This window comes from uncultured Dubosiella sp., from assembly GCF_964018005.1.
GTDB lineage: Bacteria > Bacillota_I > Bacilli_A > Erysipelotrichales > Erysipelotrichaceae > Dubosiella > Dubosiella muris.
The window spans coordinates 193,476-213,053 of the sequence record NZ_CAXHOA010000001.1; the positions used below are offsets into that span (position 1 = coordinate 193,476).

The 19,578-nt window shown below is 52.8% G+C and carries 18 protein-coding genes; 4 read left to right on the top strand and 14 right to left on the bottom strand.

Annotation, left to right across the window (positions count from 1 at the left end):
• Window positions 1-29: 29 nt before the first annotated feature.
• From ABNS49_RS01005 to ABNS49_RS01070, 14 genes are all read right to left on the bottom strand, one after another.
• Window positions 30-1,256 carry an alkyl sulfatase dimerization domain-containing protein gene (locus ABNS49_RS01005; protein WP_135979249.1) on the bottom strand — a complete coding sequence of 409 codons (1,227 nt, stop codon included), beginning with the start codon at window positions 1,254-1,256 and terminating at the stop codon, window positions 30-32.
• A 200-nt stretch (window positions 1,257-1,456) separates the two neighbouring features.
• Window positions 1,457-2,260, bottom strand: coding sequence for a M15 family metallopeptidase (locus ABNS49_RS01010; RefSeq protein WP_135979250.1), 804 nt, complete (start codon window positions 2,258-2,260; stop codon window positions 1,457-1,459).
• A gap of 19 nt (window positions 2,261-2,279) precedes the next feature.
• The gene (locus ABNS49_RS01015) at window positions 2,280-2,576 is read right to left on the bottom strand and encodes an HU family DNA-binding protein (RefSeq protein ID WP_135979251.1); all 297 of its coding nucleotides are present in this window, start codon (window positions 2,574-2,576) and stop codon (window positions 2,280-2,282) included.
• A complete protein-coding gene (locus ABNS49_RS01020) occupies window positions 2,576-3,571 on the bottom strand; it encodes an NAD(P)H-dependent glycerol-3-phosphate dehydrogenase (RefSeq protein WP_135979252.1) in 996 nt (331 codons plus the stop codon). The genes ABNS49_RS01015 and ABNS49_RS01020 overlap by 1 nt, the downstream gene beginning before the upstream one ends.
• 106 nt (window positions 3,572-3,677) lie before the next feature.
• Complete coding sequence (gene der / locus ABNS49_RS01025; protein ID WP_135979253.1) at window positions 3,678-4,985, bottom strand: ribosome biogenesis GTPase Der; 1,308 nt, start codon at window positions 4,983-4,985, stop codon at window positions 3,678-3,680.
• Window positions 4,986-4,999: 14 nt separating this feature from the next.
• Entirely contained in the window at window positions 5,000-5,656 is a 657-nt protein-coding gene (gene cmk / locus ABNS49_RS01030) for a (d)CMP kinase (RefSeq protein WP_135979254.1), read from the bottom strand.
• Complete coding sequence (locus ABNS49_RS01035; RefSeq protein WP_135979255.1) at window positions 5,656-6,573, bottom strand: hypothetical protein; 918 nt, start codon at window positions 6,571-6,573, stop codon at window positions 5,656-5,658. Before ABNS49_RS01035 ends, cmk begins: the two co-directional genes overlap by 1 nt.
• Window positions 6,574-6,698: 125 nt before the next feature.
• Window positions 6,699-7,259: an elongation factor P gene (gene efp, locus ABNS49_RS01040; RefSeq protein WP_135979256.1), complete on the bottom strand. Its 561-nt coding sequence runs from the start codon at window positions 7,257-7,259 to the stop codon at window positions 6,699-6,701.
• Window positions 7,260-7,511: 252 nt separating this feature from the next.
• On the bottom strand, window positions 7,512-8,903 hold the full coding sequence (gene gltA / locus ABNS49_RS01045; RefSeq protein WP_135979257.1) for an NADPH-dependent glutamate synthase: 1,392 nt from the start codon (window positions 8,901-8,903) through the stop codon (window positions 7,512-7,514).
• A complete protein-coding gene (locus tag ABNS49_RS01050) occupies window positions 8,903-9,742 on the bottom strand; it encodes a sulfide/dihydroorotate dehydrogenase-like FAD/NAD-binding protein (protein ID WP_135979258.1) in 840 nt (279 codons plus the stop codon). Before ABNS49_RS01050 ends, gltA begins: the two co-directional genes overlap by 1 nt.
• A gap of 57 nt (window positions 9,743-9,799) precedes the next feature.
• Window positions 9,800-10,615 carry an AAC(3) family N-acetyltransferase gene (locus ABNS49_RS01055; RefSeq protein WP_135979259.1) on the bottom strand — a complete coding sequence of 272 codons (816 nt, stop codon included), beginning with the start codon at window positions 10,613-10,615 and terminating at the stop codon, window positions 9,800-9,802.
• 28 nt (window positions 10,616-10,643) lie between these two features.
• Window positions 10,644-11,645 (bottom strand): zinc dependent phospholipase C family protein, encoded by a 1,002-nt coding sequence (locus ABNS49_RS01060; protein WP_135979260.1) that lies wholly within the window; start codon window positions 11,643-11,645, stop codon window positions 10,644-10,646.
• Window positions 11,638-13,029 carry a DUF2779 domain-containing protein gene (locus tag ABNS49_RS01065; RefSeq protein WP_277820724.1) on the bottom strand — a complete coding sequence of 464 codons (1,392 nt, stop codon included), beginning with the start codon at window positions 13,027-13,029 and terminating at the stop codon, window positions 11,638-11,640. Before ABNS49_RS01065 ends, ABNS49_RS01060 begins: the two co-directional genes overlap by 8 nt.
• A gap of 170 nt (window positions 13,030-13,199) precedes the next feature.
• Complete coding sequence (locus ABNS49_RS01070; RefSeq protein WP_289108315.1) at window positions 13,200-14,378, bottom strand: AI-2E family transporter; 1,179 nt, start codon at window positions 14,376-14,378, stop codon at window positions 13,200-13,202.
• A 169-nt stretch (window positions 14,379-14,547) separates the two neighbouring features.
• On the opposite strand from ABNS49_RS01070, the gene ABNS49_RS01075 reads away from it, so the two are divergent.
• The 4 genes from ABNS49_RS01075 to ABNS49_RS01090 all read left to right on the top strand — a co-directional run bounded on the left by ABNS49_RS01075 (window position 14,548) and on the right by ABNS49_RS01090 (window position 19,558).
• Window positions 14,548-16,179, top strand: coding sequence for a CTP synthase (locus ABNS49_RS01075; protein WP_135979263.1), 1,632 nt, complete (start codon window positions 14,548-14,550; stop codon window positions 16,177-16,179).
• A gap of 109 nt (window positions 16,180-16,288) precedes the next feature.
• Window positions 16,289-18,376: a glutamine synthetase III gene (locus tag ABNS49_RS01080; RefSeq protein WP_135979264.1), complete on the top strand. Its 2,088-nt coding sequence runs from the start codon at window positions 16,289-16,291 to the stop codon at window positions 18,374-18,376.
• A gap of 72 nt (window positions 18,377-18,448) precedes the next feature.
• Complete coding sequence (locus ABNS49_RS01085; protein ID WP_135979265.1) at window positions 18,449-18,928, top strand: hypothetical protein; 480 nt, start codon at window positions 18,449-18,451, stop codon at window positions 18,926-18,928.
• 156 nt (window positions 18,929-19,084) lie between these two features.
• Entirely contained in the window at window positions 19,085-19,558 is a 474-nt protein-coding gene (locus ABNS49_RS01090; protein WP_135979266.1) for a hypothetical protein, read from the top strand.
• The last annotated feature ends 20 nt before the right edge of the window (window positions 19,559-19,578 follow it).

Below are 19,578 nucleotides of genomic sequence, written 5' to 3' on the forward strand. Positions count from 1 at the left end.
CCATTCACGTCTTGTGAATGGTCGGTTGTTTAAAATTCTTTCGCTCTTGCCAAATAGAAGTGGCGCGCGTTGGCGTTGGCGACCTCGGCCGCCCTTCCCTCCAGCGCCGCTTTTTCCAGCACCGGATCGTGCAAGATCATGTTCAGCTGCAAAGCCATCTGGTACTGCTCCTGCATGACGCACGCTTTGATCTTTCTACGCAAATTTTCCTCGCCAATGAGCTCCAGCATCGTTTGCCGGTATTCCTCCTGCGGAACCGGAATCAAATTCGCCGCCTGGCCGTCGAACCAGCCTAAATAGCCGGTATAAATGGCTTTGACGGCCCATTCCACGAGGGAGAAGTATTCGCCAAGCGATTTTGTTTTGAAGCGCTCAGGCAGCTTTACCGCTTCGGCCGTTTCGTTCAGTGTCAAGCCGTCGTTCATGCAGCGCAGCGTTTCAAAGAGCACATACTCCAAAACGTCCCGGTAATTTTGAATGGATCGACGCGCCTCCTCTTTCCCGAGCAAAGGCCATGTGTGCCCCGGCAGAATCGTTTCCGCATCCAAAGCCAAAATCTGATCCAGAATTTCAATCCAGTTGGCTACATCGCGATACGACGAACCCCGCACGCTGTACATATTCGGAAAGACATTGGAGTAATTGTCCCCGACCGCGAGCACGTTGTATTCCGGCAGCAAAACCGAAATGGAATCTTTCGTTTCACCCGGCATGCTGATGAGCTTGAATTTGACGCCGTCAATTTCCCGTTCCACCGACTTTCCGGTATACAACGTCGTCGGCTCCAGCGGCACTTGCGAAGCGCCCGCCTTGATAAAGCCTTCGCGGGGGCCCAAACCATGGGTAATGGCGTCCTCGTCCGACAAGCCGTATCCCCGGGCGAAAATCTTTCGCATATTCAAAATGTTCTCCAGGCGGTCGTAGTACTTCAAATCCTCTCTCGCTTTCGCGAACGCGATGACTTCCTGCACCGTATCCGAAAATACGCCCGCTCCGCCCGTATGGTCGGGGCAAGTGTGGGTGTAAATAATCGTCCGGACCGGTTTTGGCGTGATCTTGCTCAATTCCTTCCGCAAATTTTTCGCGTACCGGTCGCAATCCAGCGCGTCGATCAAAATCACCGAGCTTTTTCCGATGACCGCCGTCGCGTTGCTGTTGCCAAAACCCGTAAAGAAATATACGTTTTCCGCAATCGCATACATCTTTTTTTGAAAATTCTCATTTGTGAACCGGATCAACAATTGTTCTCCATTCATAGTGTGTTTCCCCCCCACTAACTTCATGTCAAAATTGTTAATTCCCAAATTGTTTAACTTTCTTAAATTGTCTATTTCATTATAAAACAAAAAAGACAAAAAATGAATGAATATATACGTAAAACTCTATTTTTAATCTGAGAATTTCGCTTTCTAAGAAAAAAAGAGCTACAGAAACCCGTTCTGAAGCTCGATTTCATTTATCGCAACGCGTATTCTTCCAGACAAAGTCCGTCTTTTGTCATGGCTTGCGCCGCGTCCTTTCCCACATAACGAATGTGCCATGGCTGGCCGTTCATCTGCGTGTAAACCGCTTTGTCCTCCGGATAGCGCACGATAAAGCCATGTGCCGGCAGCCGGTCCAAAAGCCAGGCGTATTGCTCGTTTTGCGCGATATTCTGCTGGGCGTTTTCCCCCTCGCCGATCTGGATGTCCGCGCTCAGTCCCGTCTGGTATTCCGAAGAGCCGGGTCGGGAAAACGAGGCGTCGACCGCCGCTTCCCCATGGGCTTTTTTCAATTCCTCGTACGAGGCTTGAATCGAATCGTAAGGAATAAACGCGGTCATGATCCGCAAATCGACCTGGTTTTCTTTGGCTTCGGCTTCCAGCGCCCGATAGGCGTCGGCCGCCTCCTTGCGCAACGCGATGACGCCCTGCTCGTCCTGGACGACCACGTCCAAATCTTCCGGCATATAGTCCGAAGGCAACGTGTTGTACTGGTTGACCAAAACCGTGATCGAATCCGGATCCTTCACTTCCGCGGCGGACGTGTAGGGCTCCTGATCCAAATTCATCGCGACCCGTTTTTTGACTTCCGCCTCGCTCAAAGACGGATTCGCATCCGCGAATACGCTTTCCCGGGTGGAATACTTTGGCTGTTTTTGCTCCTGCCGCGTCTGTTCTTGGCCTTGCTCCTGGCCCAGCGTCTGAAGCATCATGAACCCGCCAATTCCGATTCCCGCGACCATGCCGACGCAAATCAAAACGATAAACAATTTTTTCATAATCGGATTCCGCCCTTTCCTATTCCCGATCTTTATTACATTTGGCTTTCAGTGTGGATGACGGTTTAAATTTTGGCAGTTTCGAAGCCGGAATGTCCATCGCGGTCTTCAAAACCGGATTGATGCCTTTGCGCGCTTTCCGGTCGAAAATCACAAACTTTCCAAACCCTGTGATGTCCACCTGGCCATCGCTGGCAAGCGCGTCGCCCATTTCGTCGAAAATGCGGTCGATGACCCGAATCGCGTCTTTTTTCTTCATGCCGTATTCTTCCATGAGAATCAGCGCCAAAGACGACTTGTTTACATATTTCGCCATTAAAATTCCGCCTTCAGCTTACGAATCATCAAATCGTTCGCGCAGTCTTTTGGTTCTTTGCCTTCATAAAGGATTTGGTACACTTCTTCGCAAATTGGCATGTCGATGCCTTTTTCCTTCGCCACTTCGTGAACGATTTTAGCGGTTCGCACGCCTTCCACTGTCTTGGTGTTGTCGCGGAAGAAATTTTCTACCGTGTTTTCCGAGCCGATTTGATGGCCCGCCTCAAAGTTGCGGGAGTGGACGCTCGTGCAAGTGACAATCAAATCACCAATTCCCGTCAACCCGATAAAGGTTTCCTCCTTGCCGCCAAAGTACGTCCCGTAACGAATCATTTCCTGAAGTCCACGCGTAATCAAAGCCGCCCGGGTGTTGTCGCCATAGCCCAAGCCGCTCAAAATGCCCGAAGCGATCGCCATGACGTTTTTAATGGCCGCGCCCAGCTCGCTTCCGACTTCGTCGTTGCCTGTGTAAATGCGCAGATACTTGTTCGAAAACAAGTTTTGAATGGCGATGGCGTCCGCGTCGTTTTGCGAAACCGCGTCGATCGAAGTCAGCTGCCGAATGACGACTTCCTCCGCGTGGCTTGGACCGATCAAAGACACGACGCTCGAAAGATGGTCAGGCGAGATACAGCGTCGAATGACGTCCGAAAGACGCTCGTTCGTTTTCGGATTGAACCCTTTCGCAACATTGACCACAATGGCTTTTTTTGTCAAAAGCGGGTCGATTTCCTTGCAAATCGGTTCGATCGCGATGGTCGGAACCGCCAAAACGACGACATCCGCGTCTTTCACGACGGAAAGATCCGTCGTCGCGCGCAAGACCGGATTCAACGCGGTTTCCGCAAAGTATTTAGAGTTTTTATGATTTTCATTGATATCGTTGACTTCAGCAGCATTGACGCCGTAAATCGTCACATCCTGCCCGTTATCGGCTAGAGTTTGCGCAAGCGCTGTCCCCCAGCTTCCGCTGCCGATTACTACCGTTTTCATGATATAGTTTGCCACATTCTTTTTTTGTTAAGCATACGGAACGAATTTGGCGAATGTGGCATCCTTTCCTCAATCGAATGTGCCGTTCAGTATGAGAAATCGCCCGCTACGATTTTTTACGGGCGATGATATGGATCGGCGTTCCGACAAAGCCGAACGCCTCACGCAGTTTATTTTCAATGTAACGCTTGTACGAAAAGTGGAAGAGCTCCGGATCGTTGACGAACAACACGAACGTCGGCGGTTCCACGCTGACCTGGGACGAATAATAAATCTTTAGCTGCCGCCCGTTGTGCGGTTTTGGCGGATTCATCATTTGCGCGTCCAAAACGACGTCGTTGAGCACGTTGGTCGGAATCCGCAGCGTGCACGCGTCGTGGACCTGGTCGATCAAAGGAATCAAATTCGACACTTTCGCGCCGGTTTTGGCGGATACGAACGCGATCGGCGCGTAATCCAAATATTTGAATTCTTCGCGAATCTTCTTCGTGATCTGGTTCATCGTCTTTTCGTCTTTTTCCACGCTGTCCCATTTGTTGTAGACGATAATCACGCCTTTTCCGGCTTCGTGCGCCAAACCCGCCACATGCTTGTCCTGCTCACGGATCCCCAGCTCGCCGTCAATCAAAAACAACGCGACATTCGACCGTTCGATCGCCCCCTGGGCGCGCAAAATCGAGTACTTCTCGATGGACTCGTAAATTTTGCCCCGTTTGCGGATCCCGGCCGTGTCGATGATCCGGTATTCCCGGTCCTCGTGCCGGAAAGCGGTGTCGATCGCGTCCCTGGTCGTTCCCTCGATGTTGGAGACGATCGAGCGCTCTTCTTTCAGGATCGCGTTTACAAGCGAGCTTTTACCAACATTCGGCCGACCAATGACGCAAAACGAGGTAATGCCCTCATACGAAGGCAAATTGCGATCCGGCATATCCTTGACGACTTCGTCGAGCAAATCCCCCAGTCCAAGGCGATGCGTGCCGCTAATCGGGATCGGATCCCCCAGACCCAGCTCGTAAAATTCATATGTGTTCATCCGCAAGGATTCATTGTCGGCTTTGTTGACCGCCAAAATAACCGGCTTCTTCGATTTTTGCAGCCGGCGCGCGATCGCGATGTCATCGCTGACGACGCCTTCCCGGGCGGATACGAGCATGACGATCACATCCGCTTCCTCGATGGCGATGTCGACCTGCATGTTGATTTCCTCGGAAAATGGCTGGTTTTCCAGCTGGATCCCGCCCGTGTCAATGACCCGGTACTGCTGGGTCAGCCACTCCACCTCTCCATAAATTCGATCCCGGGTCACGCCCGGCGAGTCTTCGACGATGCTTTTGCGTTCGCCGATCAATGCGTTAAAAATTGTTGATTTGCCTACGTTCGGACGTCCGACCAAGGCTATGGTTCCACGAATCATACGATTGCTCCTTTCTAGAGCGCTTTATCAATAATATCCTGTACGACTTCCTCCACCTCGTCGATGGTCAAGTCCGAAGTGTCCACCTCGATGGCGTCGTCCGCCTTTCGCAGCGGCGACACTTTTCGATGGGTGTCCTGATAGTCGCGGGCCACGATATCCTGATAAATCGTTTCATAATCGCTTTCGATTCCTTTTTCTACGTATTCATTATACCGTCGTTCGGCTCGCGCTTTTGGCGAGGCGCTCAAAAAGATTTTCACTTCCGCGTCGGGAAGCACGGTCGTCCCGATATCCCGGCCGTCGACGATAAAGTTTTTTGGCTCCGTGGCTTTTTGCTGGAGCGCCACCATGCGCTCGCGAACCATCGGAATCGTCGCGATCTTCGATGTGAAATTGGAAATTTCATTCACCTTGATCGCCTCGGTCACGTCGTTTCCGTTCAAATACACGACGGGTCCGTCAAACGAGATGCGAATCGTGTCCAGCAGCCGCTGAAGCGCCATCTCGTCATCGAGGGCGACATCGTTTTGCCGGATGGCCAAAGCGACGCAGCGGTACATCGCGCCCGTGTCGAGATGGGTCATGTGGTTGTGTTCGGCCAGCCGGTTGGAAATCGAGCTTTTGCCGACGCCGCTTGGCCCGTCGATCGCGATATTGATCTTACGCATTAGGCCGAGATCCCCATGACGAAGTAAATCGTCATCGCGATGGAGGCAAGCAGCAGAACGATCAAAACGATCAAGGCGATATTCAGCCACATACCGGATTTTTTCGACTTCTTCTCCGATAAATCGTTGTCGTAGTCTTCCGCGCGCATCCGCATTTTCGCGCTCGGCATTTCCACATCCTCTTTCACGACGACTTTTGTTTCTTCCCGTTTTGGCTTGGACGCGGCCGTTTTTTTCTTTTTCTTCTTTTTTCTAGGGCGGACGGGCTCTTCTTCAAAGTCGATTTCCTCCTTGCGCGTCATCAGCACGTCGAGACGGTCCGTATCCGCCTTTTCGTCCGCGCGGATGTCGTTGCTGGAAAGGACGATTTTTTCAATTTCCTTCTTTTCCTCGGCTTTCGCCTGCTCGATCATCCGGTTGACTTCCTCCTGACTGATTTCCGTTTCCTTGATCGCGACCGGATTGATGCGCGTCAGCTTTTGATTGGGCATCAAAGAGGAAAGCGCCGACTCCTCGCTAATGGATTTAGGCAGCTTCATCGTCGAACCGCCTTCGTCTTCGTCCTCCTCCATCGGCAGGAAGTGACGCGTCCGCTTTTTCGTTTCGGCCGGCGTGTCGAGCTGCCGCAAAATGTTGATTTGCGTATCGTCCGTGATTCGCGTTCCGTTGTCGATATTATACTGTTTCACTTCGCCAAGCAGCTCGTCCATGACAGGACTCGTCCGAAAATCGCTTTTCGCGCTTTGACGCGCTTTTGGATCCTCGTGCACATGCATCGGTCTGGACGCATGGGAAAGCTGATGGTTTTGCACCCGTGACAATCGAGGCTTGACCGGCTGGCTTTGCGCCGCCGTCGTTTCCTCGTCCAATTTATCTCTAAATTCCTGGTATTTTTTGGTTCTTGACAATTGAGCCATAGTGACCTCCCTTAAGTAATCTCATATATTATACACAAAACAAGAGTAAATAAAAACCGTCTGCGCATAAGTATCGGGCAAAACAGAAAAAAAGACATAGAAAAACTATGTCTGATTGCAAAAGACTATTTCGCGCGGCCCGAGTATTTTCCGTCGCTCGTATTGATGACGATCATCTCGCCCTCGCCAATGAAAAGAGGCACTTTCACTTCAAGGCCTGTCTCCATCACGGCCGTTTTCATCGCGTTGGTCGCCGTGTCGCCTTTGACCGCCGGCTCGCATTCCACGATTTGCAGCGTCGCCTTGTCCGGCAGGGATACACCAATGATTTCGCCATCGTAACTGGTGATGTTCACGTTGTCGTTGGCTTTGATGAATTTTCTCTCCCACTCCAGACGAGCCGTAGGAATCTCGACTTGCTCGTACGTTTCGTTATCCATGAAAACCATCGCGTCGTCCGTGTCGTACAAGTACTGCATTTCCTTTTTCTCGATCATGGCAGGTTCCACTTTTTCGCCGCCGCCCCAGGAAAGCTCGACGTTGCTTCCTGTCCGCAGGTTGCGCACTTTCGCTTTGACAACCATCGCGGAACGCGCTGTTTTGTTTTGGGAAATATCAAGAACGACATAAATATCGTTATCGACGCAAATCGTTTGTCCCGGTTTTAAGTCATTTGAGTTGATCATGATTATCTCTCCTTTTTTCCACTATTAAATGTAATGAACTTGGCGGTTTTTGTCAACCGCAAGAAAAAAAGCACCGAAGTGCTTTCTTTCTGTATCGAAAGGAATCGATATGAATAATATACTCACATACTTAAGGAAGGATGTATGTATGCGAGAAGTTGAGATTGAGCCTTGTCTCAACTTTTATCCGTCCTTATAGTACACCTATCGAAGAAAAATGTAAACCCTTACAAATTATTTCTTTTACAAAATTCACGATTCGGATTTCGAGCGGATGTACGCGTCCATCGCCGCCGCGCTTTTCTTTCCGGCGCCCATCGCGCTAATGACGGTCGCCGCGCCGGTTACGGCGTCCCCGCCAGCGTAAATGCCCTCTCTGGACGTCTGCTCGTTTTCATCCACGATCAAGCAGCCGCGCCGGTTGACTTCCAACCCTTGCGTCGTGTGGCGAATCAAAGGGTTTGGCGACGTTCCGATCGCCATGATCATACAGTCGGCGTCAATCGTGAAATTGCTTCCCTCGATCACGACCGGGCGTCTTCTGCCCGAGGCGTCCGGCTCGCCAAGTTCCATGCGGACGCACTCGACTTTCTCGACCCAGCCTTCCTCGTTGCCGATGACCGCGACTGGATTGCACAGCAAATCAAAAATGATGCCTTCCTCCATCGCGTGCTCAACTTCCTCCTTGCGGGCCGGAAGCTCTTCAAGCGAGCGTCGGTACACAATGTGCACTTCGGAGCCAAGCCGGCGAGCGCATCGCGCCGCGTCCATCGCCACGTTGCCGCCGCCGACCACGACGGTCTTGGCCGGACGCTGAATCGGCGTGTCCACGCCTTCCTTGTACGCCTTCATCAAGTTGATGCGGGTCAAAAACTCGTTGGCCGAATACACGCCTTTGAGGTTTTCACCCGGCAGTCCCATAAAGTTTGGCAGACCCGCACCCGAGCCAATAAAGATGGCTTCGAAGCCGTCCTCGATCAGCGCGTCGATCGTGTCGCTGCGCCCAACCACGAAGTTTGTGACGATCTCGACGCCAAGCTCCTTCAAATGGCTGATTTCCGCCTGCACGATTTCCTTTGGAAGCCGGAATTCCGGAATGCCGTACATCAGCACGCCGCCCGCGACGTGAAGCGCCTCGAAAATCGTCACGTCATATCCCATGCGCGCCAAATCGCCAGCCGCCGTCAATCCCGCCGGTCCGGCGCCCACGACCGCCACCTTGTGGCCGTTGGATTGCGGCTTGCTCAACGGCGCGTCGTGCTCGTTGCGATGCGTGTCCGCGACAAAGCGTTCCAGACGCCCGATCGCGACCGCCTCGGTCTTGATTCCGCGCACGCAGTATTTCTCGCACTGGCTTTCCTGCGGACAAACCCGGCCGCATACCGCCGGCAAAGACGAAGTCATGCCGATGATGCGGTACGCTTCCTCGAAATCGCCCTCTTTGATTTTTTCGATAAACTCTGGAATGTTGACATTGACCGGGCATCCCTGGACGCATGGCTTGTGTTTGCAATGAAGGCAGCGCTGCGCCTCCTCGATCGCCATTTGCGGCGTGTAGCCCATGGCGACTTCTTCAAAGTTGGTGATCCGGACTTCCGGTTCCTGGGTCGGCATCGCGACCTTGTTCGGGGACATGTTCGGCATTATTGAACCTCCTTCTTTAAAAGACGGCACGCGGCGTCGCGTTCGTGCCGTTCAAAATCGCCATACGCGCGGTTGCGGCTCATCGCCCCGTCAAAATCGACGGCGTGGCCGTCGAAATCCGGCCCATCCACGCAGGCGAACTTGATTTCATCGCCGACCTTCAAACGGCATCCGCCGCACATGCCCGTGCCGTCGATCATAATCGGATTCATGGACACGATTGTCGGGATTCCGTATTTTTTCGTCACTTCACAAACAAATTTCATCATGATCACCGGGCCAATCGCGATGACCTTATCAAACTTCTCACCGCTTTGAATGAGCTCTTCCAGCTTTTGCGTCACCAGACCTTTTTCGCCCGCGCTGCCATCATCCGACATCAAATAATAGGCATCGGACACCGCCTTGAACTCATCTTCCAAAATCACCAGATCCTTGTTGCGAAAGCCCGAGATCGTCGTCACGTCCGATCCCGCTTTGGCAAACGCCTTGGCAGTCGGATACGCGATCGCGCAGCCTACGCCGCCGCCAATCACGCACACCTTTTCACCTTCGATCTCGCTTGGCTGGCCAAGCGGGCCGACAAAGTCCGCCAGACTGGCGTCTTCCTCGAGCTCGTTGAGCAGCATCGTCGTCTTGCCCACGATTTGGAAAATGATCGTCACTTCCCCGCTGTCCGGATCGCTGTCGGCGATCGTCAGCGGAATGCGTTCTCCCTCGTCGTGAACCCGTAAAATGATGAACTGACCCGCTTTGGCGCGTTTGGCCACGTGGGGCGCGTCAATCACCATTTTGGTCACCGTTGGATTCAAGACTTCTTTTTTTAAGATTTTATACATTCCAAAGTCACCTCTCTCGTTTTTTGATATTACCTATCAATTATACTGAAAATTGTTTCAATGGTCTAGGCTGAAATTTTCAAAAGTTCGATGCTTCCGGAGCCACTGCACGCCAAAATCGCACAAATCGCGCATCGGCACGACCCGGCCCAGCTCGTTTTTTACGACGAAACCGCCCTGCCTTTCGTAGTCCATGCCAAGGCAAGCGAAGTCGCTGTCGTCGTAGTCATACTCGTCAAACGTCTTCCAAACCCGTTTTCCATCGACAAGAACGCTGGCGCCCTGACGCACGAGAGGAGTCGAGGGCAGATGAGCCTCGGACCAGTGCAAACACGTGCAGTTTCCATAGTCCACCCCCAGCAAAAGCACTTTCGCCTCGCGCGCGTACAACGTCTGAAGCGGTGAATCCGCCCCGAGCCCAAAGTCCAGTCCGTGACGTTCCACGATCGTTTCGGCGTGTGTTCCCCAGGCGGCGAACGAAACCTGGGGATGGGCGGAACGAACCACGGTTGGATCCATCAAAAAGTGCTCGACGACCTGCCCCATGGCGCGAACCGGACTCGTTCGGGAAAACGGCGGCATCGTGGCGCGGATCCGTGGCCACCACGAGGCGGGAACCGGCGGGTCCTGCCAGTATGACGGTTCGGAATTGGCGCCGGACTGGGCGGGCATGACAATCGTTCCCGCGACGGATTTCAACGCCTGGACGACGGTTTCGGCGCCGCCAACGACCCATCCAAGTTTTGAAAGCGAGGAATGCACAAGCACAATATCCTCTTTGCGGATCCCAAGATCCAAAAGCGCTTCGCGCAACGAGTCAAAGGTATGGGGCGCCAAGGTTTGCGCCACGACTTCTTTTTCTGTTGATTTCATCGGTTCCCTCTTTCTAAAAAAAGCGCATTCAAGCGCTTTTTTTGGTCTTTGTTTTTCCTGCGTCGGTAAAATCGCACACGTCGAAGTGGACCATTGGCAAATCTTCCGGCAGTCCCTCGTTGTACGTGCGGTTGCCGATAAAACGCAAAAAATCCTTTTCTTCGGCTTTGTCGTCAACGGCCGCCAAAAACAGCCGGATCGCCGTTTCGCCTGTGATGAGCGCCTTGTCGTACAAATCGAAAAACGATTCGGTCGACACGCGGTTCTCGTCGGCGGGATGGATCCACTTTTTATGCGTCAGGTTGCAGATGTCATAGTCGTCCACCGGGGCGTTTGGCACGATCAGTCCGGATGCCAGGTTTTTCGTGCCGGTCAGCTTTTCAAGGCTTTTGAGCGAAGCCAGTTTGACGCCTTTTGGATCGTGCTCCAGTTTTTGGACGCGGTGCCAGTCGTCAAGCGCGTCTTTGATTTGATGCGGCGCGATTTGCTCGTTGAAAACGGCCTCGATCGCCGGCACGTAAATGCGCGCGACTGCCCTGGCTTCCTCGAGCGAGCAGTTGGCGATCGCCGGCGTGTCGAATTGTTTTGTCGTTTCGCCGTTTTTCACTTTCAAAACGATCGAATCCAGCACCGATTCCATCCGGTGGTGGTTCCAGCTGTTTTGCGCCGAGCCGTGCCCCGTCCGGTAGTACACGTATGGATGGACGGTCGAATCGAGCGCCCAGTGGCTTAAATGACCGCACACGTAGGCGATCATGTCCTGGCGGATCGCCGGATCCTTCTCGTGTCGAATCGAGCGCAGCGCGCTTTCATAAAACGCGTTGACATGGCCTTTGTGCAGCTGCCCGCCATAGCGGCGCAAGGTAGCGCCTTTGAGCGGTCCGCCGGCGCCAAATCCATAAAAAAACAAGTAATCCGGTCCGTTGCTGCCTACGGTGAACAAATGCTCGCGCGCGTGCAGCCAGCCGGCATCGGGAAAGCGGTCCGCCATTTCTTTTGCGAACAATGAATGGGTAATGATGTTAGGCATAGTCCATCTCCTTTTCTAGTTGTTTTAAGTAATCGAGCAGCGCGTGCCAGACGACATACTCGGCGTACGTATCCATCATGCAGTACACCCGGATGGCGTGCTGGATGAGCTGCTTTTCGTTTTCGTCGGCCCGGTCGTAGTGCCGGTAGGCGAACACCGCGTTCATCCCGTCCTGGATATCCAGATCCTGGTACGAGTAGTCGGCGTTAAACACCGGCAAAACGCTTTTAAGCGAGTAGTGGCCCCGCATCCGGTTGTCGTAGTACAACCCCTGCTCGAACGGCTTGGACAAGTCGATCATCCGCGAGTACACTTCCTCGAGACGCTGCGCGTACTGGGGAAACTGCATGCCAAGCTGGACGAGCCGCAGCTTTTCGGCGCCCTCCATGTTGTACACTAAAATCGACCCTTTTTTCGGAATGTTTTCCAGCAGCGACTCGATAAACGCCTCGCGGCAGTCCCCGGTCGCGAAAAAATCCATATGGGATAGCGTTCCGTCCTTTTGCTCGACATGCAAAGAGTATTGAAAGCACAGCACGTCGAAAGGATGCATGTTCGGGTACGGGGGAACCGGAAACGTGTCCCATTCAAAATCAAGATAGGAAATGGGATATTCCACCTGCTCCATCCACGTGGACAGTGCGAACGCGTCGCAAAACGGCGCTTGCGTTTTCGACGCCATGAACTGCGCGTACTGCAACGCGAATCCTTCCATCTCGTCCGGATCCATCTCGCAAATGCGGCGGACGCCGTTTTCGTACGCGTCCAGCTTGGCGCGCGAGGTCGTCAAAAACAAAACCGAGTCGTCCGGCTCGTTTTGATCCTGGAAACATAAGTCGTAATAAGCGCATTTGCGCCCCGTCGTGCAGGCGCGGGTGCGCTGGGCGGGCGGCTGCTCTTTTTCCAGCAGCGCGCAAGTCTGGTCGATTAAAACGTCGAGATCGAGCTCGCATTCTTCCAGCAGCTCGCGAATCGTCTTGTTGGCTTTGTTGCGCTTGTTGAAAAGCGAATCGCTGCGAATCAAAAGCTTGGACAAGTCCAGCTCCTGCTCCCGCACATAGTCCTTGTTCAAATAGACGCTGTAAATCTGATCTACCTTGTAGCCAAGCCGTTCCAGGATCTGGACGTCGATCGCGATGTGCAAAATCTCGCTTTCCTTTGGATACGCGCTCAAAAACGGATAGTACAGCACGAGTCCGCGCTCCGTTTTTTGGAGGGCCGGAATTTTCGTGCGCAACGTCTTGTACTCGAACCGCGCGAACCGCACGACTTCGTTTTCCGCGATCAGCGCCGCGCTTTGCGCGTTGGAGTCCCCCGTTTTGCCGACCGCGCTTTGCTCGAATCCGAGAAAGCGGCTCCACAACGACGAAAACGACGTTTCCATATGGTAAAAGTTTTCCTGCTTTAATTTTTTATGTCTACTGTTCCACGCATATCGTTGGCAACGCTGCGCATGGAGAATGTCACTGACGTGTATCATTTCATCACCAGCCTTATCATACACAATCCGCCTGCCTTGTGCCAAACGGAACGAGCCGCAGCTCCTGATTTTTTCTATTCGTTTTCATATTCGCTTTCCAAATACTCCCGTCGCTCGAGCCGTCCTTTGGCGTCTTCCTTGATCAGCTGGTACAAACACGAGAAAACCGGAATAAAGAGAACCATCCCGATCACGCCGGCCAGATTGGCGCCAAGCGTCACGGCAACCATGACATAAATTGGCGGCAGCCCCACGGATTTTCCAACCACGTTGGGATAAATGAAGTTTCCCTCCACTTGCTGAATGCAAACAAACAATATCATAAAGTAAACGCCCTGCATTGGACTTTCGATCGCGATAAAGAGCGCCGAAATGATGGCGGCGCACAACGCTCCGAACATCGGAATGAGCGCTCCGATGCCGACAAGGATCCCGCTCAAAAACGCGAACGGCATCCGGAACAGCGACGAGAACGCGATCACGAGCGTGCCAAGAATCAAGCATTCCGTGCACGTGCCGCTAATGTAGTTGGTGAACGTGTTGCGCACCAGCTGCAAAACGTGGATCGTCTTCTTGTAGTGGGCGCCGGACAAGTACGCCTTCATGAGCACGTGCCCTTCCTTGACGACGGTTTTCTTGTGAAACAGGACGATGATCGAGAACATGATCGCGATTAGCGACGAAAACAAAATCGAGAACGTGTTCGAAACGACCGAGTATACGGAGCCGACGATTTCGCTCACGTTGCCGGAAACGACCCATTGCAGCACGCTGTCGATCATGGAGGAAATGTTGCCCAGATCGGCGTTGAGCGTGCGCAGCCACGAGTGGACGAGCGGAACGGGCTTGGAGGCGTAGTACGCCCAATGGTAAAGATTGTAGATCGTTTTGGGCATAACGGCGATGATCGTCTGCATGCTGGAGGCCACGCGCGGCACGACGATGAGCGCGAACACGAGCAGCAGCGCGACGATGACGAAAATGGCGCCGACGTTGGCGAAAAAGCGAATCGCTTTGTTTTCCTTTCGTTTCCCCGCGAAGCAAACCATGCGGACGAGATTGTTGGCGATGGTGTTCAGGACAAAGCCCATTCCCCCGCCAATTAAAAACGGCATGCAAATATTGAGGACGAGTCCGAAGATCCAGAGGATCTTTTCAAAGTACAGGGCGAGCATCGCGATGGCCACGCCAAATAAAATGATTCGCCGGTAAAGATTTTCCTTTTCTTTCATTGGTTTTGATATTTTCAGCATAGGTTGACTCCATGATTCCCAGTGGTTTACTTTTAATTTTAGCATAATTTAAAGCGGTTTGACGGGAAATGCGTGCAAAATGAAAGAAATTGAAAAGATGAAACAATATGCTTTGACAAACGGAAAGTCGTGGTGTATGAATAGCTTTGTTAAAATAGGTAGGTGGAATATGAGCGATACGAAATATATTTTTGTGACTGGCGGCGTGGTTTCCGGCCTTGGCAAAGGAATCAGCGCGGCTTCTTTGGGACGGCTGCTGAAAGCGAGAGGCTATAAGGTGACTTCGCAAAAGCTGGATCCTTACATCAACGTCGATCCGGGAACGATGTCGCCGTTTCAGCATGGCGAGGTGTTCGTGACCGACGACGGCTTGGAAGCCGATCTCGATTTGGGCCATTATGAACGGTTCATCGACGAAAATTTGCATACATACTCGAATCTGACGACTGGAAAAGTGTACTGGAACGTCATCAATAAGGAGCGGGACGGCAAGTATTTGGGCGAAACCGTCCAAGTCATTCCGCATGTGACCGACGAGATCCGCAACTTCATCATCCAGGCCGGCCGCCACGCGCAAGCCGACATCGTCATTACCGAAATCGGCGGCACGACCGGCGACATGGAAAGCCTTCCCTTCCTGGAATCCATACGGCAGGTGCCACTCATCGTGGGCCGCAGCAACTGCTTGTTCATGCACGTGACGTACATTCCGTACTTGTCTGGCAGTAAGGAGTACAAATCCAAACCGACGCAGCATTCGGTCAAGGAGCTTCAGTCCCACGGCATCAATCCGGACATGATCGTCGCGCGCTGCGACGAAAAGATCCCGCAAAACGTCCTGGACAAGATTTCCTTGTTTTGCAACGTGAGCAGCGATTGCGTCATTGAAAACACGACGCTGGAATCGTTGTACGAAGTCCCGCTGATGTTCGAGGATCAAAACGTGGCCGACATCGTCTGCGACAAGCTCGGCCTGGAAAAACGCCAGCCCGACCTGGAAGAGTGGCGCACGATGGTCGACAACATCAAAGCGTCCAAAGACCACGTGCGAATCGCGCTTGTCGGCAAGTACGTCCAGCTCCATGACGCGTATTTGTCCGTTTCCGAGGCGCTCAACCACGCGGGATTCAAAAACCACGTCCATGTCGATATCGACTGGGTCGATTCGGAAACGCTCGATCCGCAAGCGCTCGACACGGTGTTCAAAGACGTGGATGGCATTATTTTGCCTGGCGGCTTTGGCGGCCGGGGCATCGAGGGAATGATCGCGGTGGCCAACTACGCCCGCCGTCGCCAAATTCCATATTTGGGCATTTGCCTTGGCATGCAGATCGCGGCTATCGCGTTTGCGCGCGATGTGCTCCAGCTGCCGGACGCCAACAGCTATGAGTTCGACCCGCAAAGCGGCAACACCATCATCGACTTTATGGAGGATCAAAGCGACTCGATCCGCAAAGGCGGAACGATGCGTCTTGGCGCCTATCCGTGCGCGATCCGTCCCGGCTCGCAGTTGAGCGCCTACTATGGCAAAGACTTGATCGAGGAGCGGCATCGCCACCGGTACGAGTTCAACAACTTCTATCGCAGCGAGTTCGAGCAAAACGGCATGCGGATTACGGGCACGAGCCCGGACAAGCAGCTGGTCGAGGCGATCGAGTACGCCGACCACCCGTACTACGTGGGCGTCCAGTACCATCCGGAATTCAAATCAAGACCGAATCGGCCGCATCCCCTGTTTCTTGGCTTGATTGAGAACAGCATCGCGTATCGAAACAAAAAGGCGGCGTCCGCTGCCCAATAAAGCGGTTTTGTTTGTCCTTTTCTTTTTTGAAAAGGACTTTTTTTACGGTTTGTGAAAAACATGTGGTAAAAGATGGTATGATGTTTTGGAGAAAAAAGGAGAAGAGAGAATGAAAATCGTTGACAAGTATTTTGGATGTGATGTCTTCAGCAAACGGGAGATGGAAAAATATTTGCCGAATTCCATTTATAAACAAATGGTCAAGGTCATGGAAGACGGCGACGAGCTGCCGCCGCAAATCGCCGACGTCGTCGCCAACGCGATGAAAGACTGGGCGATGGACAAAGGGGCGACCCACTACACCCACTGGTTCCAGCCGATGACCGGCATCACCGCGGAAAAGCACGACGCCTTCATCAATCCGACCGGCCCGAACACGGTCATTTCGGATTTCCGGGGCAAGGAGCTCATCAAAGGCGAGCCGGACGCGTCCAGCTTTCCAAGCGGCGGATTGCGCGCGACGTTTGAGGCCCGGGGCTATACGGCGTGGGATCCGACCAGCTATGCATTCGTCAAGGAAAAGACGTTGTACATTCCGACGCTGTTTTGCTCGTACGACGGCAGCGCCCTGGACAAAAAGACGCCGCTGCTGCGCTCGATCGACGCGCTCAACACGTCGGCGGTGCGCCTGCTCAACCTGATGGGCTACGACACGAAGAAAATCAATATCACCGTCGGTCCGGAGCAGGAGTACTTTCTCATCGACGAGGCGATGTACAAGCAGCGCCTGGATTTGATGGTCACGGGACGGACGCTTTTTGGCGCCCCGCCCGTCAAGGGACAGGAGCTGGACGACCATTATTTCGGCAATATTAACGAGCGTGTGAAAGCGTACATGGAGGAAGTGGACGAGGAGCTTTGGAAACTGGGCGTATTCGCCAAGACCGAGCACAAAGAAGTGGCGCCTTGCCAGTTCGAACTGGCGCCGGTGTATACTTCGACCAACCAGGCCAACGACCAAAACCAGCTGACGATGGAAATCCTGCAGCGGTGCGCGACCCGGCATGGCTTTGTGTGCCTGCTACATGAAAAGCCGTTTGAAGGCATCAATGGCTCGGGCAAGCACAACAACTGGTCGTTTACGACCGACGAAGGCGAAAACGTGCTCGAGCCGGGCGACTCCCCGCAAGACAACATCCGCTTTTTGACGATGCTGGCCGCCATCATCAAGGGCGTCGACGAGTATCAGGACTTGCTGCGGATCTCGGTGGCGAGCGCGGGCAACGACCACCGTCTGGGCGCCAACGAGGCACCGCCGGCCATTATCTCGATTTACTTGGGCGAGGAGCTGACGAGTATTTTGCAGGCAATCGAGGAAGGCCGCGAATACGTCGACCAGATCGACAAGAAGCTCGAGCTTGGCGTCAGCGCCCTGCCGCAAATCGCCAAGGACTCGACCGACCGCAACCGGACTTCCCCGTTCGCGTTTACCGGCAACAAATTCGAGTTCCGGATGCTTGGCTCCAATTTGAACATTTCGTGTCCGAACACGATTTTGAACACGATCGTGGCCGAGGAGCTCGACCAGTTCGCGACCGAGCTGGAATGCTATCCAAAGGAAATGATGACCGAGGCGCTCATTGGCATCGTGCGCCGGACGCTCAAAGAGCACAACCGCATCGTCTTTTCCGGCAACGGCTACAGCGAGGAGTGGAAACAGGAGGCCGCGCGCCGTGGCTTGCTTGAGCTGAAAACGACAGCCGACGCCCTGCCCCACTACACCGATCCGAAAAATCTGGCGCTTTTCGCCAAGCACAACGTGTACCAGCCTCACGAGCTGCACGCCCGCGAAAACATCTTGCTAACAAACTACTACCAGGTCATCGTGATCGAGGCCAAAACGATGATTTACATGCTGCGCAAGGAGATTTTGCCGGCTATCTTCTCCTACGAAGCGAAACTGGCGCAAATCATCCAGACGAAAAAATCGTGCGGCATCGTGGCGCCAATGGAAGAAAAGATTTTGAAAGACATCAACTCGCCGCTGGAAATCGTGTCCGACCACGTCGACAAGCTGGAGACGCTGCTGCAAGTCAATCCGGAAAGCGAAAAAGAGGCGGCGCGGTTCGCGGCCGACGCCTTGCTTCCGCTCATGGAAGCCATTCGCGCCCTGACGGATACGATCGAGAAAAACGTGTCGAAATCCGAATGGCCGCTGCCGGACTACAATGATATTTTATTTAAGTCTTTTCAATAATTTTCAATGTTTTCAAGTTTGAAATCTATTCCGTTACCGTTTACAATAGTAAATGCATAGAGGAGGCAAATTATGAATAAAAAATTCGTTTTAGGTGCTCTTTCGCTGTTCCTGTTGGCTGGATGTGGCACAAGCACAGATACAACTAAAGAAGAAACAAACGAAGAAGCAACGACAACGGTTGACGAAGCCGGTGGAGCGCAGTCGAGCGCGGAAGTAACGGACGCGGACGGCGCGGTTACGAAAGCGGAACTGGAAGAGGAAAACGGAAAAATCACTTCGGTTTCGATCGACGTCATCGACAAAGACGGAAAATCGAAGAAAGAACTGGGTGACGAGTACAACATGAAGCAGGCTTCCGCCATTGGTAAAGAATGGTACGAGCAGGTAAAATACCTCGAACAGTTCATCATCGACAACGGAATCGACGCGGTGAAACTGAACGCGGACGGTTACGCGGAAAACGAAGACCTGAAATCCGGATGCACGATCAACTTGACGGACATCATGGAAGCAGTCAACGAAGCCAACAACAACAACGCCCAGAAATAAGAAAACTGATTTTTAAGGCATAGACCTGCGCAAGCGGGTCTTTTTTTATAAGTTATACTTTTATAAAGACAACTTTTTGTTTTGTCTGGTTTGCGGTCATTCCGATTGAAACGCCCTTTGAAAGCGCTAGAATAGAGTTAACAGGAGGCCAAGAATATGTACAAAAAAATCTCACTCGCAGCACTTTCCCTCGTCCTGCTCGCTGGATGCGCCAATGAAACTGCAAAAGAACCAGCCGCAGACGACACGGGCACGAAAGACATCGCAAACGAAACCATGAAAGGAACGTCCCAATACGACAATGGCGGCATCGTCAATGCCACCGTTGAAAAAGAAGGAGAAAACCTTTCAAATGTCATGATCGAATTCGTGGACAAGGATGGAAACGCCATTACGGAACTCGATCAGTTGTACGGGCCTGACAAAGACACCCAGACCAGTATCGACACGGAATGGCTGGATCAAGTCGACTATCTTGAAAACTACATCAAGGAGCATGGCGTTGATTCGATTACCGTGGATGAAAACGGAAAACCAACCAACGACGATTTGAAAGACTATGTCAGTCTGGACGTTCGTCCAATGCTCGAGGCAGTCAAGGGCGCCATCGGGAACGAAGCCGACGACTAACAGAGAATTTCCTTCGTTAT